This is a genomic window from Sulfurimonas hydrogeniphila, assembly GCF_009068765.1.
GTDB lineage: Bacteria > Campylobacterota > Campylobacteria > Campylobacterales > Sulfurimonadaceae > Sulfurimonas > Sulfurimonas hydrogeniphila.
On sequence record NZ_CP035534.1, the window covers coordinates 513801 to 540093 of the forward strand.

Annotated in this window: 30 protein-coding genes; 12 read left to right on the top strand and 18 right to left on the bottom strand. The window is 37.3% G+C overall.

Going from position 1 to position 26293, the window contains the following annotated elements; all coding sequences use genetic code 11:
* The first annotated feature begins 16 nt into the window (after positions 1-16).
* Positions 17-355 (top strand): cytochrome C, encoded by a 339-nt coding sequence (locus ETP70_RS02740; RefSeq protein WP_151899739.1) that lies wholly within the window; start codon positions 17-19, stop codon positions 353-355.
* Here the strand turns inward: ETP70_RS02740 and ETP70_RS02745 are convergent.
* The 4 genes from ETP70_RS02745 to rpsF form a co-directional block, all read right to left on the bottom strand.
* On the bottom strand, positions 352-2088 hold the full coding sequence (locus ETP70_RS02745) for a hypothetical protein (protein ID WP_151899740.1): 1737 nt from the start codon (positions 2086-2088) through the stop codon (positions 352-354). The genes ETP70_RS02740 and ETP70_RS02745 overlap by 4 nt on opposite strands.
* A 99-nt stretch (positions 2089-2187) precedes the next feature.
* A complete protein-coding gene (gene rpsR / locus ETP70_RS02750; RefSeq protein ID WP_151899741.1) occupies positions 2188-2451 on the bottom strand; it encodes a 30S ribosomal protein S18 in 264 nt (87 codons plus the stop codon).
* A gap of 26 nt (positions 2452-2477) precedes the next feature.
* Positions 2478-3035: a single-stranded DNA-binding protein gene (locus tag ETP70_RS02755; protein ID WP_151899742.1), complete on the bottom strand. Its 558-nt coding sequence runs from the start codon at positions 3033-3035 to the stop codon at positions 2478-2480.
* A gap of 30 nt (positions 3036-3065) precedes the next feature.
* Positions 3066-3512 (bottom strand): 30S ribosomal protein S6, encoded by a 447-nt coding sequence (rpsF, locus tag ETP70_RS02760; protein ID WP_151899743.1) that lies wholly within the window; start codon positions 3510-3512, stop codon positions 3066-3068.
* A gap of 231 nt (positions 3513-3743) precedes the next feature.
* Between rpsF and ETP70_RS02765 the strand changes: the two genes are divergently transcribed.
* The 4 genes from ETP70_RS02765 (at position 3744) to ETP70_RS02780 (ending at position 9745) form a co-directional block, all read left to right on the top strand.
* On the top strand, positions 3744-4784 hold the full coding sequence (locus tag ETP70_RS02765; RefSeq protein WP_151899744.1) for an HD domain-containing phosphohydrolase: 1041 nt from the start codon (positions 3744-3746) through the stop codon (positions 4782-4784).
* Entirely contained in the window at positions 4756-7905 is a 3150-nt protein-coding gene (locus tag ETP70_RS02770; RefSeq protein ID WP_188110033.1) for a transporter substrate-binding domain-containing protein, read from the top strand. Before ETP70_RS02765 ends, ETP70_RS02770 begins: the two co-directional genes overlap by 29 nt.
* Before the next feature lie 63 nt (positions 7906-7968).
* On the top strand, positions 7969-8961 hold the full coding sequence (locus ETP70_RS02775; RefSeq protein WP_151899746.1) for a divergent polysaccharide deacetylase family protein: 993 nt from the start codon (positions 7969-7971) through the stop codon (positions 8959-8961).
* 7 nt (positions 8962-8968) lie between these two features.
* Positions 8969-9745, top strand: a complete 777-nt coding sequence (locus ETP70_RS02780) for a DNA-processing protein DprA (protein ID WP_151899747.1) — start codon at positions 8969-8971, stop codon at positions 9743-9745.
* On the opposite strand, the gene ETP70_RS02785 is transcribed toward ETP70_RS02780, so the two are convergent.
* Positions 9735-10610: an AraC family transcriptional regulator gene (locus tag ETP70_RS02785; RefSeq protein WP_151899748.1), complete on the bottom strand. Its 876-nt coding sequence runs from the start codon at positions 10608-10610 to the stop codon at positions 9735-9737. The genes ETP70_RS02780 and ETP70_RS02785 overlap by 11 nt on opposite strands.
* A 126-nt stretch (positions 10611-10736) precedes the next feature.
* On the opposite strand from ETP70_RS02785, the gene ETP70_RS02790 reads away from it, so the two are divergent.
* Complete coding sequence (locus ETP70_RS02790; protein ID WP_151899749.1) at positions 10737-12191, top strand: acetyl-CoA carboxylase biotin carboxylase subunit; 1455 nt, start codon at positions 10737-10739, stop codon at positions 12189-12191.
* Between the two features lie 11 nt (positions 12192-12202).
* On the opposite strand, the gene queA is transcribed toward ETP70_RS02790, so the two are convergent.
* From queA to hemW, 4 genes are read right to left on the bottom strand one after another with little or no spacing between them, the layout of a single operon-like run.
* Positions 12203-13231 (bottom strand): tRNA preQ1(34) S-adenosylmethionine ribosyltransferase-isomerase QueA, encoded by a 1029-nt coding sequence (gene queA, locus ETP70_RS02795; protein WP_151899750.1) that lies wholly within the window; start codon positions 13229-13231, stop codon positions 12203-12205.
* Entirely contained in the window at positions 13224-14072 is an 849-nt protein-coding gene (tatC, locus tag ETP70_RS02800) for a twin-arginine translocase subunit TatC (RefSeq protein WP_151899751.1), read from the bottom strand. The genes queA and tatC overlap by 8 nt, the downstream gene beginning before the upstream one ends.
* Complete coding sequence (gene tatB, locus ETP70_RS02805; protein ID WP_151899752.1) at positions 14065-14484, bottom strand: Sec-independent protein translocase protein TatB; 420 nt, start codon at positions 14482-14484, stop codon at positions 14065-14067. The genes tatC and tatB overlap by 8 nt, the downstream gene beginning before the upstream one ends.
* Before the next feature lie 59 nt (positions 14485-14543).
* On the bottom strand, positions 14544-15599 hold the full coding sequence (gene hemW / locus ETP70_RS02810) for a radical SAM family heme chaperone HemW (RefSeq protein ID WP_151899753.1): 1056 nt from the start codon (positions 15597-15599) through the stop codon (positions 14544-14546).
* A gap of 77 nt (positions 15600-15676) precedes the next feature.
* Between hemW and ETP70_RS02815 the strand changes: the two genes are divergently transcribed.
* From ETP70_RS02815 to folP, 5 genes are read left to right on the top strand one after another with little or no spacing between them, the layout of a single operon-like run.
* On the top strand, positions 15677-16147 hold the full coding sequence (locus ETP70_RS02815; RefSeq protein ID WP_151899754.1) for an RNA pyrophosphohydrolase: 471 nt from the start codon (positions 15677-15679) through the stop codon (positions 16145-16147).
* Positions 16148-17359 carry an aspartate kinase gene (locus ETP70_RS02820; protein ID WP_151899755.1) on the top strand — a complete coding sequence of 404 codons (1212 nt, stop codon included), beginning with the start codon at positions 16148-16150 and terminating at the stop codon, positions 17357-17359.
* Positions 17360-17367: 8 nt separating this feature from the next.
* Positions 17368-17916, top strand: a complete 549-nt coding sequence (locus tag ETP70_RS02825; RefSeq protein WP_151899756.1) for a HobA family DNA replication regulator — start codon at positions 17368-17370, stop codon at positions 17914-17916.
* Positions 17903-18523: a DNA polymerase III subunit delta' gene (locus ETP70_RS02830; RefSeq protein WP_151899757.1), complete on the top strand. Its 621-nt coding sequence runs from the start codon at positions 17903-17905 to the stop codon at positions 18521-18523. The genes ETP70_RS02825 and ETP70_RS02830 overlap by 14 nt, the downstream gene beginning before the upstream one ends.
* A complete protein-coding gene (gene folP, locus ETP70_RS02835; protein WP_151899758.1) occupies positions 18520-19659 on the top strand; it encodes a dihydropteroate synthase in 1140 nt (379 codons plus the stop codon). Before ETP70_RS02830 ends, folP begins: the two co-directional genes overlap by 4 nt.
* 5 nt (positions 19660-19664) lie before the next feature.
* Here folP and ETP70_RS02840 read toward each other — a convergent pair whose 3' ends face one another.
* The 8 genes from ETP70_RS02840 to ETP70_RS02875 all read right to left on the bottom strand — a co-directional run bounded on the left by ETP70_RS02840 (position 19665) and on the right by ETP70_RS02875 (position 24773).
* Positions 19665-20210 (bottom strand): peptidylprolyl isomerase, encoded by a 546-nt coding sequence (locus ETP70_RS02840; RefSeq protein WP_151899759.1) that lies wholly within the window; start codon positions 20208-20210, stop codon positions 19665-19667.
* Between the two features lie 11 nt (positions 20211-20221).
* Entirely contained in the window at positions 20222-20608 is a 387-nt protein-coding gene (msrB, locus tag ETP70_RS02845) for a peptide-methionine (R)-S-oxide reductase MsrB (protein ID WP_151899760.1), read from the bottom strand.
* Positions 20609-20740: 132 nt separating this feature from the next.
* A complete protein-coding gene (locus ETP70_RS02850) occupies positions 20741-21025 on the bottom strand; it encodes an HU family DNA-binding protein (protein WP_151899761.1) in 285 nt (94 codons plus the stop codon).
* A gap of 59 nt (positions 21026-21084) precedes the next feature.
* Positions 21085-21318, bottom strand: coding sequence for a hypothetical protein (locus ETP70_RS02855; RefSeq protein ID WP_151899762.1), 234 nt, complete (start codon positions 21316-21318; stop codon positions 21085-21087).
* Positions 21319-21322: 4 nt separating this feature from the next.
* The gene (locus ETP70_RS02860) at positions 21323-21562 is read right to left on the bottom strand and encodes a helix-turn-helix domain-containing protein (protein WP_151899763.1); all 240 of its coding nucleotides are present in this window, start codon (positions 21560-21562) and stop codon (positions 21323-21325) included.
* Positions 21563-21763: 201 nt separating this feature from the next.
* On the bottom strand, positions 21764-23443 hold the full coding sequence (locus ETP70_RS02865; protein ID WP_151899764.1) for a flagellar assembly protein A: 1680 nt from the start codon (positions 23441-23443) through the stop codon (positions 21764-21766).
* 3 nt (positions 23444-23446) lie between these two features.
* Positions 23447-24097 carry a hypothetical protein gene (locus ETP70_RS02870; RefSeq protein ID WP_151899765.1) on the bottom strand — a complete coding sequence of 217 codons (651 nt, stop codon included), beginning with the start codon at positions 24095-24097 and terminating at the stop codon, positions 23447-23449.
* 34 nt (positions 24098-24131) lie between these two features.
* Positions 24132-24773, bottom strand: coding sequence for a hypothetical protein (locus tag ETP70_RS02875; RefSeq protein WP_151899766.1), 642 nt, complete (start codon positions 24771-24773; stop codon positions 24132-24134).
* Between the two features lie 95 nt (positions 24774-24868).
* Here ETP70_RS02875 and fbaA point away from each other — a divergent pair, with 95 nt between their 5' ends.
* Positions 24869-25948, top strand: a complete 1080-nt coding sequence (fbaA, locus tag ETP70_RS02880) for a class II fructose-bisphosphate aldolase (protein WP_151899767.1) — start codon at positions 24869-24871, stop codon at positions 25946-25948.
* Here fbaA and ETP70_RS02885 read toward each other — a convergent pair.
* Positions 25945-26292 carry a hypothetical protein gene (locus ETP70_RS02885; RefSeq protein WP_151899768.1) on the bottom strand — a complete coding sequence of 116 codons (348 nt, stop codon included), beginning with the start codon at positions 26290-26292 and terminating at the stop codon, positions 25945-25947. The genes fbaA and ETP70_RS02885 overlap by 4 nt on opposite strands.
* Position 26293 lies beyond the last annotated feature (1 nt).

Below are 26293 nucleotides of genomic sequence, written 5' to 3' on the forward strand. Positions count from 1 at the left end.
ATGTAAAGGAAAGTAAATGAAAAAAATGACTTCATTGTTATTGGCTGCTGCAGTGGCCGGGTCTGTTTTTACAACAAGTGCGACAGCTGATGCAAGCAAAGGGCAAAGGTTTTATTTAAAAAAGCTGAAAATCTGTAAGAAAGACGGACTGAAAAATGGAGCTGTATTTGCGATAAAACATGACCGTAAAGGTTGGGCTTCTTTAAAAGAGTCTGGAAAACTTCAAGAAGAATGGATGAAAATTTGTCCTCATGGCGTGAAAAAAATTAAGAAAATGAAAGAAAAAGATGTGAAAAACCTTTATGACTTTGTCTGGAAATATGCAGCAGACGGTGAAGTCCCGACCTGTGGTTAATGACGAGAGTGTTTGTTTAAAATGATTTTTAAACTTACTCTTCTTGATTTTTCTTTATGCTCTGTGTGATTGGTTATAATTCTATTTCTATAGTTAAGACCGCTCCCCTTTAAAATATGCGTTAAATATTTTTGCTTTGTCGGGTTTTGTACCAAGAAAAGTGACTTGAACGCTTCATAGGAGCGTTTCATAGAGAGCTCTTCATTGTTTAAAAATCTCCCTGAAAAGGTACTGTTTTTCCACTCGCTGGAAGTATGTCCATTGATCTCTAAAGTTTTTACCTGCATTCTGTGTGTATATAAAAAATTTACTAATTTTGTAAAAAATTCTCTAAAAAACTTTTTTTGCTGTTTGCCGAGTTTGTATTCTCCTGCCTTAAAATAAAGATTTTTAGCAGTAAATTCAATAGTTAGATCTTTTTTTATGATAACTTTTTTCGTGTCTATTTCTTTTTGAAACAATTGACGCAGCTGCGTGTAGAAATACAGTGTGTTTCTTGCAATCTGGGCAATTGTAGCATCTTTGTTGAGTTTGAGAATCCACATATTGTTTTCATTGGAATTTTTGTCTGTATGTATACCGGCTACACCTACCTGGGAGTTTGCTAAAATGACAGCTTTGTTAAAAACATCATAATTTTCTCCTCCGTAATGTTCCTGTTTTAAAAGTTTCAGATTTTTGCTGATTATCATCGCCAGACCATCAGTATTGAAACTGTCCCGGACAAAGCCAACTCCAATTAATGTGCCGTCACTGAACTCCTTGAGATCGTTGATTTGGCTTGAGTATGTTGTACTGATTTCACTGTCAATCAAGATGTTTTTATATATATCAAATTTTACAAGGCGTATTTGCTTTTTGTGCATGGTATCTGTTTTGGCTAATGATATGACAAAATTATGATCTTTGAGTCTGAGTAAACTTACAGGTTCATTAAAACCATTGTCCGGAATCTCTTTGAGCCATATATTATCGCCGTTTTGGGTTAATCTTGAGATGTTGACAGCTGTTTTCATTTTTGTATGTGTTGTGCTGAGAACTATTATTGAACCGTCATCGGCTTCTGAAGCATCTATCCCCTGATCATCATACTGTGTGCCGTATTTTTTAGTCCACAGCAGATGTGCATCTTTGTCAAACCTGCTTATGCATACATCATCATTGCCCAAACCGCTTTGAAACATGTTGTCTTGCGTTGATCTGGAAGTAAAAGAGGTGCCTATTGCTAATACTCCGCCGTCTTTTAAGCTAACAAGTTTATGAATTGTATTATTGTTTTTAGTACCAAAGGAGACTGATCGCTTCAGATGCAAAGCAGCGTCGAGTAACACCAAGAGTTGTGACCCACCCATTGTGTATCCGCCTATAATATATCCATTCGCAGGTGTTTTTACAAAGGAGGCCGGTTTTGCAAATTGTGTAAGAGGAATGATTTTCGACTGTATGATTTGTGCTTTGTCATTCACTTTAATAAGTTCTATTTTGGCACCGTATTTATTTGAAATGTTCTGCAGGTATGCAAAAGGATCATTATATGTTTTGTCAGCATGTAAACTTTGTTTTTTGAAGTCATATGTAAAACCAAGAGCACTCAAGGTTCCGTCATAATTTTGGGTGATATCAACCAAAGCTGACTGAAAAGGTTTATGAATAATGAGTGCAAAATCATCAGATGTTTTTGCATGAAGCAAAAAATTATGGAATATCAGTAAAATAAATAAAGTTAGTTTCATAGGACTGCTTTTTTAGATAAACTATAGCAATAAATATTCCTAAGTGGTGTTTGTCGGGAAAGTTTAAGGGATGAAGTGGTGCAAAAGCACCAGGAAAACCTATTTCAGGTTTTCAAACGGTGCAGTTACAACTTGCTTACGGCTTACAGTATAAGGAACTAAAGCTGCTGCACGAGCACGTTTGATTACTACTGTAATCATATCTTGGTGACGTTTACAGTTTCCTGTTAAACGACGTGGCATAATTTTATATCTTTCTGATAATGAAAAACGTAAACTTGCTACTTCTTTGTAATCCATGAAGTCAACTTTTGCTTCACAGTATTTACAATATCTTTTTTTGTATTTTCTTTTTTCTGACATGGTATACCCTTTGTATCTATTTTTTTCTAAAACGGAATTTCATCTTCATCTATATCAATTTCAGGAATAGAGCTGCTGCTTGGCATTTCACGACTCTGAGACGCTGCTTGATTGTTATTGTAACTGTTTTGCTGCTGTGGTGCCTGGTAACTTTGCTGTTGTTGCACAGGCGGCTGTTGGTACCCTTGCGGTTCTCCCTGCGCAGGTGCGTTATATCCACTGTTTTGTGCCGGTGCATTATAACCGCCGCCTTGGTTGTCACCCTTGGAATCAAGCATTTGCATAGTTTCTACAATAACAGAATGTTTCGATCTTTTTTGTCCGTTTTGGTCAACCCACTGTTCAAAGTTTAATCTTCCCTCAACAAGGATTTTACTTCCTTTTCTGAGGTATTGGTTTGCAACTTCTGCACTTCTTCCGAAGAATGTGATATCTACAAAACAGACTTCCTCTTTCTTTTCTCCATTGCTGGTGAATTTACGGCTTGTAGCAATTGCAGTTTTTGCAATTCCCATTCCCCCTTGAGAATATCTAAGTTCGATATCACGCGTCAAGTTACCAACTAAAATTATTTTATTGAACATAAGTTTTCCTTCATTTTATAGCGAATGCTATTACTCAGCTGCTGCTTCTGTTGCCGGAGCTTCTGTTGCTTCTTCTGCTTTTGGAGCTTCTTCTGTTTGTGCTTCAGCTGCAGGAGCTTCTTCTGCTTTTGGAGCTTCAGGTGCTTTGTTTGCTTTTTTTACAAGTTCATTCCATGCTTTTATTTCACGGTTTGAATCATATTTGATCGTTATAAATCTTAAAAGGTCTTCGTTGATACGGAAACGTCTTTCAATTTCAGCGATTGCAGCAGGTGCTACTGAGTAGTAGATTACATAGTAGTAACCACGTTCGTTTTTTTCAATTGGGTATGCTAATTTTCTCATTCCCATAGCGTTTGTCGCTGCAATTTCTCCACCGTTTGAAGTAATAACTTCTTCAACTGCTTTGACGCTGGCCTGGATTTCTTCTGCAGTAAAAGTAGGTTTTACGATTACTAGGTTTTCGTAGTGTCTCATATAGTATGATCTCCTCTTGGTATTGCCTAATTCTAGGCTTTTGTTTCCCTTTCGGATCTGAATATAGTGCCAATTCTGACATTACAAAGAGAAAGGAACTCGAAATTATACATAAGTTTTGCTTAAAAAAAGCAAATTGAATATATTTATCTTCTTTTAAGTGGTTCTTTATTTGTTTTTAGTTTAAATAGATTAATTTAAATTATACAGTATGAAGGGCATAATGAGAATATGAGTTATAAGGTTTTGATTGTGGATGATGTGATAGAAAATATTCAGGTAGCGATGAATATTCTCAAAGAAGAGGGATATGACTTTTCATATGCCAAAAACGGGGAAGAAGCTTTAGCCCTTCTGGATTTTAATAATTTTGATTTGGTACTGCTTGATATTATGATGCCTGGTATAGACGGATATGAAGTATGCCGACGGATGAAAAACGATCCAAGACTCGTAGATATTCCTGTTGTCTTTTTAACTGCAAAATCAGATATAGACTCTATGACCAGAGCATTTGAAGTAGGTGGGGTGGATTACCTTACAAAGCCTTTTCATGCGAATGAGCTTCTGGCCCGAACAAAAACACATCTTGAACTTTATACTGCAAAAAAAATACTTCAAATTCACAACCTGTCTTTGCAGACAAAATTAAAAGAGGAACAAAAACGTATATACAGTGAACTTGAAGAGAATCAGAAGGAGATGATTTTTATTTTAACAGAACTTGTTGAATCTGTATCGGATGAGACAGGCAGACACATAAAACGTGTGGCGGAGTACAGCAGACTTTTGGCACAGTATCATCCTGCTGTTTCGGAGGGAGATGCTGATGTGATTTATCATGCAAGTCCTATGCATGATATTGGGAAGATGGGTATCCCTGAAAATATTTTGCACAAAAAAGGTTCCCTCACAAAAGAAGAATTTGAAGTGATGAAAACGCATACTGAAATCGCCCATAAATACCTGAAAATCTCAAACAGAAAACTGATGAAAGCGGCAGATATAATTGCTTATGAACATCATGAAAAATACAACGGAGCGGGCTATCCTCGCGGGCTTCAGGGCAGAGATATTCACATATTTGCCCGTATTGTAGCCTTAGCGGATGTGTTTGATGCTTTGACACATAAAAGGGTCTACAAAGATGCCTGGAGTATAGATGATGCAGTCAATTATATACAAGAACACAGTGGAGATCATTTTGATCCGGAATTGGTTGCTATTTTTAAAGAACATCTTGATGAATTCATTGCAATTGCACAGGATTAGTTTTCTTTTTTTTGTATTTTTCTATACTTCGGCTCTTTTTGGAGTTACATTTTCTTCGCAGGAAAAAGAGTGGATAAAAGAGCATCCCGTCGTTCGTTTGGGAGCAGATTACAGTTGGCCTCCGTATGAATTTGTAGATAAACAGGGAAGACATACAGGGATTGCAGCTGATTTTTTAAAGCTCATAAGCCAAAAAAGCGGTTTGACATTTGCTGTTACATCAGAAGTTTGGGCTGATGTTATGCGCGATATGAAAGCAGGAAAATTTGACGGTCTGAGTTGTGCGGCAAAGACACCAAAAAGAGAAAAATTTTTAAAATTTACAACACCCTATGTTGAGATGCCCTTGGTTATTGTCACACAAGCTACGCGGCAAGATATAAAAAACATGGATGCACTGAATAACAAAACGGTTGCGGTAAACAGGGGCTCGTATCTGCATGAATGGTTGCAAAAAAACTATCCGAATATTCATCTTTACCTTACCTCCTCAAACCGAGAGTCTCTCAAAGCACTCTCTTTTTCAAAGGTTGATGCCTACATAGGCAATATTGCAGTGGCTTCTTATATAATGAAGCAGGATTATCTTTCAAATTTAAAAATTGTAAATAATGTTCCGGGAATGGATACAAAAGTTTCTATTGCTATAGACAAAAACAAGCCTGTATTATTTGCAATAATAGAAAAATCATTACAGGATATCAGTGATAAAGAACGGCAAAAAATTACAGATAAATGGTTTGAGGCTTCTCAGACAGATACAAAAGTCTCCCGGAGTTTGCAATGGAGTGAGAAAGAGCAAAGGTGGTTACAACAGCACAAACAGATTACTCTGTGTATAGATCCTGACTGGATGCCTTTTGAAGCTTTTGACAAAGATGGAAAATATATTGGCATCAGTGCCGAATATTTTAAAGAATTTCAAAAAAATATTCCTGTTCCCATAAAAGTTGTCCGGACAAAAACATGGAGCGAATCGCTTCTTTTTGTACAAAACGGGAGGTGCGAAATACTCTCTTTGGTTGTCAAAACGCCGCAAAGAGAAAAATATCTGCACTTTACAAAGCCGTATCTGCATACCCCTTTGGTAATTGCCACAAGACCGGATGTTACCTATATCAGCAGTATGGAACAACTCGAAGGTAAAAAGGTGGCAATAGTAAAAGACTACTCTTTTAACGAAAGCTACAGACAAAAATATCCAAAAGTAGATTTTATTGATGTCAAAAGCATAACGGAAGGGTTGCAAAAGGTGCAAAATGGAGAGTTGTTCGGTTATATAGGCACGCTTATAGGTGTTGGCTATCAAGTGCAGACAAAATTTCCAAACCAGTTGAAAATATCCGGACAATTGCAGGACACTCTTTCGTTCAGTGTGGGTATAAAAAAAGATTTGCCGGCACTCGCATCTATTTTTGAAAAAGTAATCAGCGCAATAAAAGAAGAAGACAGGCACAGAATAGAGTCACGCTGGATAGCTGTAGAATATGCACATGGCTTTGATTATAAACTTTTATGGAAACTTCTGGCCGGTGTTGTTTTTATCATTGCTGTTTTTGTCTATTGGAACAGAAAACTGGCATTAGAGATTAAAAAAAGAGAAAAAGCACAGGAAGAACTTTTGCAAACACAACACAGGCTGCAAATAGAAAAAGACAAGGCCGAAGCGGCAACAAAGGCAAAATCTGAATTTCTTTCAAATATGAGCCATGAAATCAGAACACCGCTTAATGCTATTATCGGCTTTTCGGATATACTCAGTGAAAAGATACAGGATCCAAAGTTAAAAAGCCATATAAAAACTGTGAAAAATGCAAGTCATACGCTTTTGACACTTATAAATGACATACTTGACCTTTCCAAGATAGAAGCAGGAAAACTGATTATAGAGACAAAACCGACAAATCTCTTTGCATTGGCTGATGAAGTGGGTTCTATCTTTGCAGTTGAGGTGGAGAGGAAAAATTTGGATTTTGTACTACATGTAAACACCAACATTCCTAAAAGTCTGTTACTCGATGAAGTACGCATACGCCAAATTTTACTCAACCTGATAGGAAATGCAATCAAATTTACGCAAAAAGGTTTTGTAAAGTTAAGCGTAAGAGCATTTGATATTGATCAGCATCTCTCAAAATTAAATCTGGAGATTTCTGTCGAGGACAGTGGTATCGGTATACCAAAAGAGCAGTTGGCAAAAATTTTTAATGAGTTTGAGCAGATGGACGGACAGGATACACGCAAGTTTGGCGGTACAGGACTTGGACTGAGTATATCAAAACGTTTGTGTGAAATGATGGGAGGCAATATTTCTGTAGAGAGCCAAGAGAAAAAAGGAACTGTCTTTAAAGTGCATCTGTATAATGTAAGCATAGCATCAATAGCAGAGAATGATGCACAGGATGATATTCGTATAAAAAATTTAAAAAATTTAAAATTTAAAAAAGCAAAAATACTGGTTGTTGATGATATTGAAAGTAATCGTGATTTGATAGTGAAAATTTTTGAAAACACTGCAATTACAGTGATAACGGCAAAAAACGGTTTGGAAGCGATAGCACTTTGTAAAACAGAGCAGCCGGACTTGGTTTTAATGGATATAAAAATGCCTGAGATGGATGGCTATGAAGTGACAACTGCATTGCGAAAAATCTCCAAGTGTCCTGTTATTGCATTAACAGCTTCGCTTATGGAAAATGAGCAGGAGTACAAAGATACCCATTTTGACGGTTTTTTACGAAAGCCTGTTTTGAAGTATGATCTTTTTGTGGAATTAAGCAAATTTTTGGCAGTTGATGAGGCGGAAATGCCTGATAAGCCAGATAAAGAGGTATTTGAACTCAGTGAAAAAGCAAAACAAAACAGTGCTGAGATACGAAAAACTATAGAAGAAGAGATACAGACTCTTTATAAAAAAGCACTGCAGACGCATAGCTTTTCTGACACAAAAGATTTTAGCAAAAGACTTTGTACCCTGGCAGCAGAGTATGATATAAAACCTCTTGAGCAGTATGCATTGCAACTTCAAGAGAGTATAGAAGCGTTCGATATCAAAGAGCTTGAAAAACTGCTTGAGCGTTTCGATACCACTGCCGAAGATCTATATGACAAACTGCAATAAAATTAAGATTTTTATTTTTTTAGGATATAGTTTCAATAAATTTAACTTTAAGATGAAGAGTAGATGGCAAAAAGAAAAAAAAGAACAAGAAGAACGAAGAAAAAAACCGGTTCTTCTTTATTAAAATATACAGCATGGTTTTTAGCACTGACAGCCCTTGTTTTAATATCTTTAATTACAGGGTATTATTTTGGAGCAAATGATGGAAAAACGCATAAAAAAGAAAAGTCAATAACAAAGCACAAGTCAGCACAAACAATTCCAAAGGCACCAGCTGTAAGTGTAAACAAAAGACTGCAGGAGGTACTGAAAAAAGAGACAAAAACATACGTTTCCGCAGCACATGAAATAGATAATGAAACCCTGGCAAACCCTCCGAAGCAAAAACCGAAAAAAGTGCAGATTTATACATCAAAACCGAAATTGGCTATCATCATAGATGATATGCAGACCGCATCTCAGGTAAGAGCCGTAAAACGTTTGCATCTCAATGTTACTATGTCTTTTCTGCCACCACGTGCAGCAAGACCCGACTCTGCGAAACTTGCATCACATGAAAAGTTTTATATGGTTCACTTACCGATGGAAGCAATGCACTTTAGTGCTGAGGAACCGCATACTCTCCGCATACATGATTCTCAGCAAAAAATCTCTGCAAAAATTAAAGATATTAAAAAACTGTTTCCAAAAGTCGCTTATATCAACAATCATACCGGCAGCAAGTTTACATCAAATGAAATAGCAATGAACAGACTGGTTTTTGCGCTAAATGCAAACCATATACGCTTTATAGACAGCAGAACGACTGCTAAAACAATGGCACCAAAAGTACTGAAAAATTTCGGACTGAAATATGTTGCGCGCGATGTTTTTTTGGATCATCACATGGACAAGCCATATATATTAAAGCAGATAAAAAAAGCTATTGCAGTTGCAAAGGCACATGGCAGTGCCATTGCAATAGGCCATCCTCATAAAAATACACTGCAGGCACTCTCTGAATCTAAGGCTTTGTTCAAAGATGTTGAGTTAGTGCAGATAAATAAAATATATTGACTTTGCAATGCAACAAATAAATTTTCATATACCCGAACTTGATGCTATGAAGCACTATCCGGAGAAACTTTTTTACAAAGGAAACAGTGAATTATTGCATAAAAAGAAAATTGCAATTGTAGGAAGCAGAAAACCAAATCAATATGCAAGAGAATTGACACACCGGCTTTCTCACAAGCTTTCTTTAGAGGGTGTCTGCATAGTAAGCGGCGGTGCTTTGGGCGTTGATGCCATTGCACATAAGGCTGCCGGTGCAAAAAACACCATTATGGTTGCAGCAACAGGACTTGACAAGCGCTATCCTGCAATCAACAAAAATATTATTGCAGATATTGAGATAAACGGTTTGGTACTGAGTCAGTTTGAAGAAGGGACTCCTTCTCGTAAGTATCATTTCCCTTTGCGAAATGAAATAGTTGTTGCTTTGGGAGATGTACTTGTAGTGACTTATGCAGATTTTAACTCAGGAACAATGCGCAGTGTTGAGTATGCTTTGAAAATGGGAAAAGAGGTATATGTTTTACCACACCGTATAGGAGAGAGTGAAGCGACAAATAATTTACTTGCAAAAGCAAAAGCAAAAGCTATTTATAATCTAGATGCTTTTGTAGCAGAGTTTGCAGGGTTTACATGTAAAGAAGTGGCTTTAGATGAGTTTTTGCACTATTGTCAAAGTAATCCGACATACGAAGAAGCTTTGCAAAAATATCCGACAAAAATTTTTGAAGCGGAACTGGCCGGAACCGTAGAGATAAAAAATGCAAGAGTCTATCTTAGTAACTGATTGATAAATAAAGACTGATGTCAAACTTATTGTCTTTGGATAAATACTTGTTTTTTTTATAAACGACATAAGGGGGTTTTGTTGTGGTTTCATACTCATTTTGCGGCAGCCAGCTGTGATATACCCAATGAATAAATTTCAAAAAGTCTCCGGATTCTCCCTGCAGATCAAATTTTGCATAGACTCCTCCTGAGATTTTAAAGTTTGGCAATCTGTCATTCACGGTAATATTTGGATCCTCATTGACGATGCAGGCGACATATTGGCACTCGTCAAGCGGTGTAATTGCCGGATTGTCATGCAGAAGTGCAATTTCTTTGTAGTTGGTGAGATTGTTGCTAAACACCCATGTTTGGAGTTTTTGCCAAGTCTGTTTTATGCTGTCGTTATATCCCCTGTGTCTTATGTAGTATGCTGAAAGTTCAGGCATCTTCACAATTTCAGGTGTAATGGTATGAAACTGTGCCTTTGATTTTGTGGCTATTAAAGACTGCTTGAGGATTTTGCTCGAATACTTTTTGTAGCCCCCTTTTCGCCACTCTTTGGGTGTCATGGCAAAGCGGATTTTAAAAGCGCGTATAAAAGAAGTCTGCGAAGAGTATCCACAGGAGTTTGCAACTTCGGATATTGTGGAGTATTTGTTGGTTAAGAGCAGATTGGAAGCTTTTTGCAGGCGTATGGATTTTATACTTTCATATATATTTCGGTTGAATATCTCTTTGAAAATCTTATGCATGTAAAATTTATTGATTTTCAGGTTTTGGGCAAGTTCATCCATATTGATATCTGTATCTATATTGGTATAGATGTAATACATAATATAATTGGAGATTTTTATCTTTTTTTCTAAAGTTGTTTTTTTCATAATTCTTATTATAGCAAAATTAGAAAATAAAAATTACAAAAATAGATAACTTTAATGCCAATTAAAGTATAGAGATAATTTTTTTAAAACTTTATAATACTGCAGTTTAAAATATTGGAGAATCACATGAAGCAAAAAATATCTAAAATGTTGATCGCAAACAGAGGCGAAATAGCGCTGAGAATTATTCGTGCGTGTAAAGAGTTGGAAATAAAAACAGTCGTTGTGTTTTCAGAAGTTGATGTGGAAGGCGTCTGGGTTGCCAAGGCAGATGAATGCTATCCTATAATGGGGAATCCTATTGAAGCATATTTGAACTATGACAGAATAATTTCAATGGCAAAAAAAGCAAACTGCGATGCCATACATCCGGGATACGGATTTTTATCTGAAAGTGCTGAATTCGCCAGAGCCTGTGAAGAGAACGGCATCATATTTATAGGCCCCAAACCAGAGCACATTGAACTTTTTGGTGATAAGATGGCTTCCAAAGTTGCGATGAAAAAAATCGGTGTTCCTGTCTTAGAAGGGACTGACACACCGGTTATAGATGTTAAAGAGGGTGAAAAAATTGCCAAAGAGATAGGATTTCCTGTAATTATCAAAGCTGCATTCGGCGGCGGCGGCAGAGGAATGAGAATTGTCAAGCAGGCAAAAGAGTTTTCTAAAATGTTTGAATCTGCTACAAATGAAGCGGTGAAATATTTTGGAAAAGGGGATGTTTTTATAGAAAAATATGTTGAAAATCCTCGTCATATCGAAGTCCAGATTGTTGCTGACAAATATGGCAATATTGTGCATTTGGGAGAGAGAGACTGCTCGATTCAGCGTCGTCACCAAAAAGTTATTGAAATTGCACCGTCGCCACTGCTTAATGATGCGGTTCGCAAAGAACTCTACAGAGTTTCCATCAAAGCAATGTTCAGACTGGGGTATGAGAGTGTCGGAACAGTAGAGTTTTTGGTTGACGAACAGGATAATATTTATTTTATAGAAATGAACACCAGAGTGCAGGTGGAACATCCTGTAACTGAAACGATTACAGGTGTGGATATTATACAAAGAATGATAGAGATTGCCGGCGGAGACAAATTGAAATTTTTACAAGAAGAGATACAGTTTCGAGGCTATTCCATTGAATTTAGAATCAATTCTGAAGATCCGCAAAACAACTTTATGCCAACTGCCGGTACGGTTACAAAATATCTGACACCTGGAGGACCGGGCGTGCGTCTTGATACAAGCCTTTATGCGGGCTATGAATTGCCTACATGTTATGATTCTATGCTTGGAAAACTCATAGTCTGGTCTCTGGACTGGGAGGGTGCTGTGAGAAAAGCCAAAAGAGCACTGGATGAGTTCTATATTGAAGGATTCAAAACAAATATTGTTCTTCACAGAGAAATTGTACGGGATAAAGAGTTTAGAGCAGGAAAATTTAATACAGGCTATCTGGATTCCAAAATGGAAAAATTCAATCTTGGTGCAGTCTCTCTTCTTGCTGATGAAGAGAAGAAAGTCTCTTTTTTAAGCAGTATTATCAAAAAAATCAAAGAGAATAATTTAATTACAAGAAGCTGAAACAGCAGTGCTTAGAGAATAAGCATTGCATCGCCGTAGGAGTAAAACCTGTATTTTTCTTGTATCGCTTCAGCGTAAAGCTGATGCGTTTTATCAAGCCCGACAAAAGATGCAACCAGCATAAGCAGTGTTGATTTTGGCAGATGAAAATTTGTCAAAAGATGATTCACGCGTAAGGGTTTGTTGTTTGGATGTAAAAATAGATTTGCTTCACCCCTCATTTGTCCTTTGTGTCTTGCATAAAATTCTATAGTTCTTGTTGATGTTGTTCCAACACTCAAGACAGGAATATCAGAATCCAAAATCTCTTTTGCTTCCTTTGAAATATCATAGTACTCCGAATGCATAGGATGGTTTGTAATCACTTCAGCTTCCACAGGTTTAAAAGTACCGCTTCCTACATGTAAAGTAATATAGGCATGCTTGTGTTTTTTACAAATTCTTTTATGCTGCTCGGAGGTAAAATGCAGCGAAGCGGTAGGTGCGGCAACGGCTCCTTCCTGCGAAGCAAATACGCTTTGGTATTCATCAGCATCTTCATCCTCATCTGGTCTTTGAATATAGGGAGGAAGAGGGATATGCCCTATTTTGTCTATTACAGGAAGCAAATCTTCAAACCGTAAGAGTATGTTATTTTGGTAAAAATTGACTTCACGACTGCCGTCATCATTTAATTGTGTCACTTTTGCCATGAGATTGTCATCAAAAAATATCTCTGTGTCTCTCTTCACTTTTCCTCGAATATATACATTGATATTGTGTGCAGTAATGGCTCTGTTTATGAGAAGTTCTATTTTCCCGCCACTCTGTTTTTTTCCAAAAAGTCTTGCTTTTATAACTTTTGTATCATTAAAAATGAGAGCACACTCCGGAGAAAGAAAGTTTTCAAGATTATAAAAAAAAGTATGTGTAATTGTGTCCGTGGCTCTGTCGTAGACTAAAAGTTTTGCATGATCACGGGGAGAAGCAGGATAGTTTGCTATAAGTTCATCAGGAAGAGTGAAGTCATAGCTTGCAGTGAGTAACTCTTGGTTACTCATCTTTGTCCTTTTTGTCTGTAAGCTCATCATATTCATCATGATGCTTAACACTTAAACTGCTTTCATCTTCTTCCTCTTCATCATCATCTTCTTCTTCTTCCAAAGGCGGGGCAGGGTTTACCATTTTCACTATCAAAATAGAAAGCAGATAGAGTATCACAAGCGGACCGGCCATAAGCAGCTGTGTTAACACATCCGGTGGAGTCAGCAGGGCTGCAACTATAAAAATAATAATGATTGCATATTTGAAAAATGCCGTCATCTGTCTGTCATCAACAAGTCCGAGAAGTGCCAAAAAGTAGGCAAACACAGGCAGTTCAAAAGCAAGACCGAAACCAAACATGATTTTTGTAAAAAATCCGACATAATCCTCGATGTTAATAAGCGGAGTAAATTTAAATGAACCGAAGGTAATGAGGAAGTCAAATCCAAAAGGTGTCACAATATAGTAGGCAAAAAGAACACCCACAAGAAACATAACTGTACCACCGACAATAAAAGGAATGATCATCTTTTTTTCGTGGGCATAGAGTCCAGGCGCGATAAAAAGCCAAATTTGCGAAAGTATAATAGGCAAGGCTCCGACAATCGCTGCAAAAAAGGAAACTTTCAATGCGACAAAGAATGCGCCGCCAACCTGTGATGTGGTAATCATACCGTTTGCCGCATTGACAGAGACTTTGCCGACTTCTGTCAGAGCATCATTGAGTGGCTGTACCATCCATGTAAGTATAGGTTCATGGAAGTAAAACATGACAAAAAACATAACTATTAAACTTGCTGCTGAAATAGCCAGCCTCTTTCGGAGTTCTACAAGGTGCGGTCTTAATTCATCAAACATTTTTATTTTCTTCTTCTTTCTCTGTATTTTCTTTTTCTTTCTCTTTCTTCTTTTTCTTAAAAGTCACTTCCTGCGTCTCTTTAGGTGCTTTTTCGATTGTATCTTCATCATCTTCTAAAAGATTGTCTGTGAGGTTTGTAAGTTTTGCACCGGCCTGCGCAGGAATGTCTGTAACTTTGTTCAGGCTTTCGCTGGCATTGAGAAGCTCTTGTTTATAAGCAAGTGCTTCCTGTTTTATCTGACTTAAATTCATCTCTTCTTCAAGGGAGTCTTTTACTGTTCCTATCGTGTTTTTAACGTTTCTAAAAAATTTAGCAATTTCGACCATTGTACTAGGCAGTTTGTCCGGACCTAGAAATAAAATAGCGACAACTGCTATGAGTAGCATCTCTGTAAAACCCATACCAAACATATTCAGCCTTCATAGTTTATTGATAGTGAGATTTTATCCAAAGAATCATTAAAAAATCTTCAAGAGGTCAAAAAGAGCGCAATTTCATCTGCCAAAAGGTAATCTGTGTTGTATAAAATATTATTTTTTAACATGATTTTGTTTTCATTGAGCAAAATTTCTGCTTTTTGCCGTTCCTGTGCATTTAATATATCCTGATCTACGCCGACAACAGAGCGCAGACCCAAAAAGATCTGTTCGAGTCTTTTGTCTTCTCGTGTGAGTATCTCTTGTCTGATTGACAGAGGATCGCTGATATATGCTTCTATATCAGTTAAGGGATAAAATCTTGTTAGTCCAAGTTTGCCGACAGCTCCGGCTCCGGCACCGATATAGTCTTTATATTGCCAATAGCCAAGATTGTGAAGAGATTGATAGCTTCCAAAATTGCTTATTTCATACTGTGAAAACCCATGCTTTTGAATCTCTTTGAAAATCCATTTTGTAAGTGAGAGCTGTTCACTTGACATTTGAGGACGGTTTTCAAAGGCCGTACCCTCTTCAATCATTAAGGCATAGGCACTGATGTGATTGATTGGCAGAGACATCGCTGTTTGTATGTCATGTGAAAGAAGTTCTTTTGTATCACCCAGGGTAGCATAAATCAAATCCAATGAGATGTTTTTAAAGCCGACAGCAGAGGCATTGTGAACAGCATCTGAAGACATCTGCGGGGTATGTGCTCTGTTTAAAATTTTGAGTTTTTCCTTATCAAAAGTCTGCGTTCCGAAGCTGATACGGTTCACTCCGAGAGTATACATGCCCTCAAGCCACTCTTTTGTTGCAGAGTTTGGATTTGCTTCACTGGTTATTTCTGCGTTTTTCACAAGATAAGGATTAAGCAGGTCGAAAATTTCTTCATAAAGCTGCGGGGCAACGGTTGAAGGCGTACCTCCTCCTATGAAAACAGTTTCTATGGTCTCTTTTTCTGCCTGAAATCTTTGCAATTCATACTGCAGCTGTTTTTTAAGTGCATACATGTAATTCTCTTTGAGATGAAACTTGTCAACATAAGAGTTGAAGGCACAGTAAGAGCATTTGGAATCGCAAAAAGGAATATGAATATAAACTAACATAGTGAAATTATAGCCGGATAAACTTATTTTAATTGCTATTGCTGTATAATCGCGTACAATTAAATACAGGTGCTTATATGAGTAAAGAAGAAATATACCGTCCCAATGTTGCTATGATAATCGTCTCAAATGAGTATCCGCAAAAAAAAGATGTTTTTATCGCACAAAGAAATGATTTGACTGACATTTGGCAGTTTCCACAGGGTGGCATTGATGAAGGCGAAGAGGTCAAAGAGGCTCTTTTCCGTGAAATGGAAGAAGAGATAGGGACAGACTCTGCTGAAATAATAGCAGAATATCCAGAGTGGATTTCTTATGATTTTCCTCCTAAAATTGCGAGTAAAATGAAGCCGTATAAGGGACAGACACAAAAATATTTTTTACTCAAACTCGCAAAAGATGCCAAAATAAACCTAGATACAAAGCATCCCGAGTTTATAAACTATAAATTTGTGGCAATAGAGGATGTTTTAGACTTTACACCGCATTTTAAGCAGTCTGTATATGAAAAAGTTATAAATCATTTTAAAAGAGAGGGGCTGTTGTAAATGCTAATAGTTCAAAAATTCGGTGGGACCAGTGTTGGTGATTTGGAACGCATACAAAATGTAGCGAATCGTGTGGCAAAAACAAAAGAAGCCGGGCATGATGTAGTAGTTGTTGTTTCGGCAATGAGCGGAGAAACAAACAAACTTGTTGGATATGCCGAACATTTTTCAAAAAATCCTGCCCGTGCAGAGATGGATATGCTCTTGAGCTCAGGTGAAAGAGTGACATCGGCACTCCTTTCTATTGCACTGCAGGAGATGGGAATCGATGCTGTTGCAATGACGGGGAGAAAAGCAGGTATTGTAACCGACAAGCAGCATACCAAAGCGCGTATTGAAGAGATTGATCCCAAAGCTATGAAAAGTGCGTTGCAAAGTGGCAAAGTTGTTGTAGTTGCCGGTTTTCAGGGAGTAAACACAGACGGAGATGTCACAACACTCGGACGTGGAGGAAGCGATCTCTCAGCTGTTGCTATCGCAGGTGCATTAGAAGCTGACTTATGTGAAATTTATACGGATGTGACAGGTATTTTTACAACAGATCCGCGAATTGAACCAAAAGCAAAAAAACTTGATAAAATCTCTTATGAAGAGATGCTTGAACTTGCATCATTAGGCGCAAAAGTATTACAAAACCGCTCTGTAGAGCTGGCAAAAAAACTCAATGTCAATCTCGTAACACGAAGCAGCTTTTGCGATGATGAGGGAACATTAATTACAAAGGAAGAAAATATTATGGAAAAACCACTAGTAAGCGGAATTGCGTTAGACAGAAACCAGGCACGCATCTCTTTAATGGGTGTCAAAGACAGACCGGGCATTGCTTCTGATATTTTTAATGCATTGGCAGATGCCGAGGTAAATGTGGATATGATCATTCAGAACAAAGCGGTTGATGATACAACAAATATTGACTTTACTGTACCTGTGAGTGATCTGCATGATGCAAAATCTGTTGTAGACACCTTTGTGCAAAGCGGTGAAATCAAAGATGATTCTTATAATGAAGATATCTGTAAGGTTTCGGTAGTGGGTGTTGGTATGAAATCGCATGCCGGTGTTGCTGCCAAAGCCTTCTCGACGATGGCAAAAGAAAATATCAATATCAATATGATTTCAACATCAGAAATAAAAGTATCCATGGTTATAGACGAAAAGTATGCAGAACTTGCGGTGCGATCTCTGCACAATACCTATGAGCTAGACAAATAAGTACTTACATGCCGGATTTTGCACAATGGAGCCTGGATGCCATAAGAGAAAAGGGCGGCAGTCTCAGCTGGCTTGAAGAACACCGGTTTGAGTGGTCTAAAACAACTGCATACGCACTGGAACAGATTCTTAATGGCAAAACAATTATTCTAATTACTGACGAAAAAAGAAAGTGGTTTGAAAATTACATTTTGAGTTCTTTAAACGGAGTACTGCTTGAACGCCCTATGATACCTATCATCAGCATTGACAATATTTATACCCATTACAACAGTGTAGGCAGTGGTGAAATGATAGATATTATAGACGATATGATTTCACTCTCTTTTAAGGGCGATTATTTTTTTTGGTACATCGGCAAAGGAGATGATAAACGCAGCGATATCGCCAAAAGAAAAGATGAAAGTTATTTTTGGATCTTTGATGAAGATTTTAACAATGCGTTTACACTCAAATCCTATGATACGGATTTGGATATCAAACTGTTACAGCTCTACAAACTTTTTGATGCTTCGTTGAATGCTGCAATGTTTGGAGAGGTTGATGCAAGTTCCTGATGCAATAAAAGGGCATATCCTCATTGCAAATGATGTGGAGGAAGCTGCTGAAAAACTGGAAAATGAACTGCAGGGCTTCCGGGTTGTAAAGTTTATAGAAGAAAATTTTAAAATTGAACATGCAAAACTTGTAACGGCTGAAGCGTACATCAGTGAAGCACAGACAAAGTATATCATCATCGCAGCTTTTGAGTTTACTGATGTGGCACAAAACTCTCTGCTAAAACTTTTGGAAGAACCGCCGACAAATATAGAGTTTATTATAATCTCCCCGACGAAATCCAACTTGCTGCCTACTGTACGCTCACGACTGCCGATTTTAAAGAACCAGCTCCATCACAGTGTTATGGATTTGGATATTACACTTGCACGACTTGACTATAAAGAGGTTTTTGCATTTTTAAAACAGCATGCCAGAGTCTCTAAAACAGAAGCCAAAGCTTTGGTTGAAGCGCTTTTTTACAGAGCAACTGTTATAGACAGGCTCATACTTTCTCCATTGCAGCTGGATAATTTTGACAAGGCCTACAGATTGCTTGATCTGAATTCACGGCCTCAAAGTGTTTTGGCAATGCTGCTTATGAGCTTTGCACAGGAGAGACCGTGAGAGTAGAAAAACTGTCAAATGAAATAAATATAAAAGATGCATTGCAAAAGCTTGGTGTTGATTCGGGCGGTATTACAATTTTGGCGTCAAAAGCAACAATGCATATTTTATATATATATGATTTGCATGTAGGGGCTGCCAATATTTTGAAACAGGATGCTCTCTCCATCGGGGCTGATTTGGCTGTTCCCCGGGGGACAGTTATCGCAGCAAAGCCAAAAGTTGACTGCATACTCATTGCGAATACAAAACAGCTGAAAGTTTTGGCAAAAAAAGAGTTGGCACAACCTTTTGGACTCAAAGAGTTAGCAAAAAAACTCAAAGAGTTTGCGCAGGTTCGTCAGCCGGATGCAGTAGAAATTATGGGTATTGTTAATGCGAATGATGACAGTTTTTACGCACAAAGCAGGCTCAAAGAAAAAGAAGCAATACAAACCATAGAGACTATGATTCAAGAGGGTGCAGATATAATAGATATCGGTGCTGTCTCTTCTCGTCCAAATGCTCCATATGTGAGTGTAGAAGAGGAATTGGCAAGAATAGAACCGCTTTTGAGACTTATAAAAGAAGAAAAACTGTATGAAAAGGTACAATTCAGTTGTGACAGTTATGAACCAAAAGTTTTACAAAGGGCACTGGAGAGCGGTTTTAGTATTGTAAATGACATAACCGGTTTGCAAAACGATGAGGTATGCAGGCTTTGTGCGGCTTATAATGCAACAGCGGTAATCATGCATATGAAAGGAACGCCCCAAACGATGCAGAAAAACCCCCATTATGAAAATGTCATAGAGGATGTATATGATTTCTTTAGCAAAAGAGTAGAAAAAGCTGAGAGTTTTGGAGTGAAAAAAATTGTGCTTGATGTAGGCATAGGTTTCGGAAAAAGAGTAGAAGACAATATAAGACTTTTAAATAGCCTTGAGCACTTTTTAACGCTGGGCAAGCCATTGCTGGTCGGAGCTTCCAGAAAATCCATGATAGATAAAATTTCACCTTCTTCTGTTGAAGAAAGGCTTCCCGGCACATTGACCCTTCATCTTGAAGCAGTAAAAAACGGTGCATCCATTTTACGGGTGCATGATGTCGCCCAGCACCTGCAAGCGCTTAAAGTTTTTAAGGCCTTGCATACATAAAGTATCTATTTTATGTATGCTTTGATTATTTCCTGACGTTCCAGCGGTCTGTCTCCGCCAGAACGTCCGGAGGTAGCGACATTGTTTAGTTTTTGCAAAGTTTGCATGGATTTTTGATTTGCAACCTTTCCAAAAATTGTATAGCCGCCGTTAAGCCATGGTGTCGGAGCTGTTGTGATAAAAAACTGACTGCCGTTTGTATTTGGACCTCTGTTTGCCATTGCCAAAATACCGGGTTTGTCAAAAACAAGATTTGCTTTGAATTCATCCTTAAACTCTTTATGCCAGATGCTTTCACCGCCTCTGCCGCTTTCAGTCGGATCACCGCCTTGAATCATAAAATTGTGAATGATTCGGTGAAAAGCAACACCGTTGTAATAGCCTTCCTTTACATGTGTAAGAAAGTTCTCAACCGCCAAAGGTGCCGCATCTGGAAAAAGTTCAAGTTCTATATTTCCCTGTGTTGTTTGCAGGACAACATGCGGATTATTCTCAGTTGAAAACAAAAGAGTCGTATAGAGTAATACCAGTGCCAGTAAAATTCGTTTCATTAAAAAGCTCCTTATTCTTCTTCAAAGTCTAAACATACAGAGTTGATGCAGTATCGCAATCCCGTAGGCTCAGGACCATCAGGAAAAAGATGGCCTAAGTGAGCATCACAACTGCTGCATCTGACTTCTGTACGAATCATACCGTGTGACATATCCTTTATTTCAGTGACAGCCCCTTCAACAGCTTCATAATAACTTGGCCAGCCTGTTCCTGAATCAAATTTTGTACCTGATTCAAAAAGCGGGGCACCACAACAGATACATTTGTAAATACCATCACTTTTGTTATCATAATATTTTCCGGAAAAAGGGGCTTCTGTGCCGTTTTTTCGGCATACCGAAAAAGCTTCAGGACTCAGAATTTTTTTCCATTCATCTTCACTCTTTGTTATTTTCATTGAATTTCCTTATGCTTTTTGCGTAGTATAGCAAGTCTGTTTTGTATTTTATATAAAAGGAGGGTTTTGTTCAAAAATTATAGGGGAAAAGAAAGAATAGTACTGCTTCTCAAAAGCAATACTATTAAATAGTTATTTACCAGCTGCAACGCGGTCTTTAAGACCTTTACCTGCTTTAAACTTAGGAACCATTTTATCTTGAGTCGTATAAGTTTTATCTGTACCCGGAACTTTACCGGTTTTACCTTTTTGAAGTACTGCCGCAAAACTACCAAAACCAACGAGAGAAACATCTTCCCCTTTTACTAAGGCTTCGATTACTGCTTCAGTGAAAGCTTTAATTGCATTTTCAGCTTCAACTTTAGTTTTGTAGTTTCCGTGTTCTTGTACTAACTCAACGAATTGTGCTTTATTCATAAATTTACCCTTGGATTAAGATTTGCCCTGAAATAATTCAGCTACAGATACTTTATAGTTTATTTGCTTAAATTTTTCTTCTTTTTGGTGTATTTAAGAAGAAAATCTGAAATTTTTGTTTCTTTTAGTCCACATTTAGCCTGTTTTAAGAGCTTTTTGAAATTTAGAGTCGTTTTAGGCATCATAATTAAAGCTGATAAATCTTTGATTTTTTTGTATTTATTTGTTGATGTATGTATTGATAAAAACACATCTTCAAGACCATCTCTTTCATTTTTAGTCAGTATCCCCATTCCGCTACTCCTCTAATCTGTTGATTTTTCTTACAGCCCTGATAATTTCATCATCATCTAATTTACCTAACATTTTTATAACAGTTGCCGCAGCCTGTGGTTTGGCACGTCCCAGTTTCCAGTCCTGATATGTACGCATAGAAATCCCCAGACTTTTAGCCATATCTTTAAGGGAAATCTTTTTCCCATTGTATTGAGACTCTATTGAGTTATGGAGGATGTTAAATAAATCATTTATTTGCATAAAAAATATTATACGGAATAAATACTTAAATATACATTTTTTATAATATAAATTGATAATTATCGTATGATAAATATTGATTAATGTGTATTATATAATTTATATATATTATAATGATGTATTTAATGTATTTTGTATACGGATTACCGTATGTAAAGAGTATGGAATTTTGAAGAATAAACAGAGAAAATTAAAAAAATACTATTTTTCTTCGATAACTATGGATTTTGCGACAGGGTGAAGGGTGATGATGTTTTCTTGTATTTCAAGATAAAAGGGAGGATAGAATTTTGCATCTGTTTTGTAGGCTATTTCATGGGCATTGTCAATAGTAAAGACAATGTTGTTTAAACCTTTGAAAGGTTCTTTGACAGTAATTTTTGCATTTTTGTAGGCGTTGTGTATTGCCTCTTTTTCTTTTTTAAGGCGTGTAATCTCTTTTTCCAGCTCTTCAACTTTACTTAAGTTGTGTCTTTTTGCTCCTTCTAATTTATGCCTGAGTTCCTTGATATCTTTGTCTATAAATTGCAGTTTGCTTTGCACTATTGGGACATCACGGTAGTTTATTTTAAAGAGATTGTCTTCACCGGATACAAGCCGGACGGTAATAGAATTCGAAGCATAAACTTTTAGATTGTTTTTCACGTGCTTGATGGTAACATCCTGGGCGTAAACAGCACCCCCTATGGAAGCCTCAATTTCTACAGTGGTTGCATGTACCACACCGCCTTCAAGCAGAGAAATTTTCCCCTCATGGCATCGTAATGTACCTTTATGTCTGTTAATGGTTGCATATTTTGCATACTGGAGTGAGTCCTGGTGGGTAGCTCCCTCAATTTCAAGGGTTATCGCTTCAAGACGGCTTTTTGCTCCCACAAAACCGTTTACATGTATTCTCTCTGAAACAAGTGTCACCCCTTCTTTTATGGTATCCCTTGCTGTATCATGCTGTGTCACCACTATTTCAATATTATTGTCTTCGAGGTCTTCTACAAGGTCTTTGTGCTTTGTGATTTCACTGACTTTTATGCGATTGTCAACAAGAAGTTCTTTGCCGTCATAATGTACATATCCGCGTATTTTGCTTATATATTTTTTTGATGTTGCATTTTCCTCTATTCTAATAGATTTTTCATCAACATCTGCCTGCAGGTCATCCATGTTGTTGGCAAAATTTGCGTCTATATATTCACCAAAAGCATTGAGTCCGTTTTGTCCGTATACAGGCTTTTTATACTCAACAAGAAGTTCATTTTCATCTACTTCAATAACTTCGCCTGTATGTGCTTTTTCTTTAAACCAAAAAATAAGTTTACCCGGACGTGTGAGAACAGGCTCTATTCCTTCAAACAGAGGAATTTTGACACGTTTGACAAATTTTCCTGCATATATGTACTTCACTAAAATTTTCAGAGATTTTTTCATCTCTTCATCAAAGATGTTCACAAGTATTTTATGATACGCTTTGATTTTGTTGCATTCTCTAAAGAGTATTTTTAACAACTCAACAGGCTGATGTGATTTATAGGGAATTTTTGAATCCGGTGACAGTATCAAAAAAGGATGTGTGAAAAATTTTGAAAAATCTATAGTATATTCAAGTTCAAGATCTCTTTTTTCTTTTTTCATCAGCGAGACAGTATAGCGCTGTTGAAATTCCACATGTTCATTGAGTATTTTTTCTTTATCTTTGTATTTTTCCTGTATCTCTTTGCTGTAAAGTTCAAAAGAAGTGCTGGCATTGCTTTTTATATATGTTTCTGTCTTGTTTATAACAAAGTCACATTCTGATGGAAGAATAAAATTTTCTTGCGCAAATGTTTGCAATGCTTCTTTGATATGACGGGTTTTTATAATTTTATGTTCTGTTTTTTTTGGCATTCATTAATACTCTAACAAATCACTGTAATCATACTTCGCAAAATCGAGGTAGAGTTTACCGTTTTGTTTAATGACTCTGATATCACTGTCATACACGGCTAAAAATCTTTTTTTGATGATTTTTCTCTGGTAGGGTTCCAGATCAAGTGTTTTCAAATAGGTTTTGAGTTCAACAATCTGGTTGTCTTTTTCCGCCTCTATGGTTTTTTGTGTTTGCGGCAAAGGTTCGACATCATGTACCGTGTTGCTGTTTTGGGCAAGAAGTTTTGTGTTGAGCAGTTCCAAAACCTGCTTTAACTGCTCGTCTTTTGTGGCATAAACTCTTTCTATTTTACTCATCTCATCACGGAGCATCTGCTCTTTGTCATTGATGAGCTTGTCTATTTTTTCTTCGAGCTGAACAATTTTAGCTTTGAGCTGCAGGTTCTCTTTTTGGTACAATGACAAAACCATGGCAACCGTTGTCCGTGGTTTTGCAGGCGGAGTGTTTTGCTGAGGTCTTTGTTGTGGTTGCGGTGAGGCTTCCTCGGGAACAATTATGTAAACAGTGTCATCTTCAACGATATAATTTAACTTTTTGCTGCGAAGTTTTGAACTGATCATCTCTTTTGACATTTTAAATTTTTTTGAATATTCATCGAGTGTAAATTTCATATACTGTCCTTTTTGAAACACCGGGTGTTAAAATTTAGAGGTGCCCTTTATAAATTGGAGGAATAATTATACCTGATTTTCTCAGCCATACACGGTATCCCTTTTTTTCATTGCCATGCTTGTCCTGAAAAGCAAAGAGGGTGGACTTTTTAAATTCTCTTTCCTGAAGGAGTTGGTTGTACTCTTTATGCACAGAAATGAAACGTTTAAAATTGTAATATGCTTCATGAGAGATCATTACCGTTGAAATACTGAAGTCTTTAATTTCCAAGTATCGGGCACAGTCATTGAGTCCTGTGCCTATAAAATTCTGATGCCCTAAAATGTCTGTAAATTTATTGATTCTCCCCGTATGCACTGCTATACGCAAGCCATGAAAATAGGAGAATTTCTTTGAAAGCTGCTCTGAAAAATGATGAAAGCTCAGCCCTAAAATTGTTCCGTAGCCTCTGAACTTTGGTGTGAGTATGCAGTAAAATCCGTCTCCTGTCGGGATATAACCCAAAATAAGTTCTTCTACAGGAAGTTTTGCACTTTCAAGCAGGCGTTGTATGATTTTTTTGTAACTGCGTGTCAAAAAATTGATGATTTCAAACTGTTGCTGTATGGTAAGCATTGAAAAATTAATGATATCTATTAAAACTATATCAGTATTGATTTCTTCACAAGCACTCATCTTTATGTATCCTTTGGGATTCTGATTTTAGCATAAAGTTCTTTTAAATGAACTATATATTATAATTGTAAAATTAAATTTTTTAGGGAATTATTATGAGTAATGGTGTATTGGATATTGTTAAACCCGGGGTCCTTTTTGGTGATGATGTTTTAAAAGTCTATGAATATGCAAAAGAAAATGGTTTTGCTATACCTGCTGTCAATGTTGTAAATACTGACTCTGTCAACGGTGTATTGGAAGCTGCTGCAAAAGCCGACTCTCCTGTGATTATACAGTTCAGTAACGGGGGTGCTTCCTACTATGCAGGCAAAGGTTTAAGCAATGATGGTGAAAAAGCAGCAATTATTGGAGCGGTGGCCGGTGCGATTCATACACATATGATGGCAGAGGCTTACGGTGTTGCGGTGATTCTGCATACTGACCATGCCTCAAAAAAGCTGCTTCCGTGGATAAATGCTCTGCTTGAAGCAGGTGAGAGTTATTACAAAACACAGGGAAAACCGCTGTTTTCTTCCCATATGCTTGATCTCTCAGAAGAGTCTTTAAATGAAAACATCGGTACATGTAAAGCCTATTTTGAAAGAATGAACAAAATCGGTATGAGCATCGAAATAGAGCTAGGCTGTACAGGCGGAGAAGAAGACGGTGTGGACAACACAAACATTGACAATGCACTTTTATATACCCAACCCGAAGAGGTGGCTCTTGCCTATAAAGAGTTGAGTGAAATTTCTCCAAATTTTACAATAGCCGCTTCCTTTGGAAATGTACACGGTGTTTACAAGCCGGGAAATGTACAGTTGACACCTAAGATACTAGACAATTCACAAAAATATATTCAGGAAAAACTGCATACAAAAGAGAAACCTGTCAACTTTGTATTTCACGGCGGTTCAGGATCTTTGCCTTCAGAAATCAGTGAAGCGATCAGTTACGGTGTTGTAAAAATGAATATCGATACCGATACTCAGTGGGCAACATGGAACGGCGTTCGTCAGTATATAGAAAAGTATCATGATTATCTTCAGAGTCAAATCGGAAATCCGGAAGGTGAAGACAAACCGAACAAAAAATACTATGATCCAAGAAAATGGCTGCGTGCCGGACAGGAAGGTCTGGTTGAGCGTGTTATTCAGGCCTATAAAGACTTGAATGCCATGAACAGAAACTAAGAGTGCAGTTTTTTGTGAATATCCCTGATACTTTTTGTATCAGGATTTTTTGTATAGTGTATATGTAACAGCTGTCTTAGTTTGTTTTCATTAAATCTCCAAAAATGCTCTTTGTCAAAATCTTCGTGTTTTGTGACCATTTCATGCAACTCTTTTTCTGTGAGTTCTCCATGACTGCCTTTTATGATTTTTAAAATCAAATCCATTAATTCTGTCTGTGCCTGAGGGGTTGTGTCATCATCTTTGAGTTGTTTTGTCGGCATAAATTTATACATTTTCCATGCACTCAGACCGAGACCGAGTAAAAAAGCAATCATCATCCAAGAAGAGAGTGAAAGTTCCATT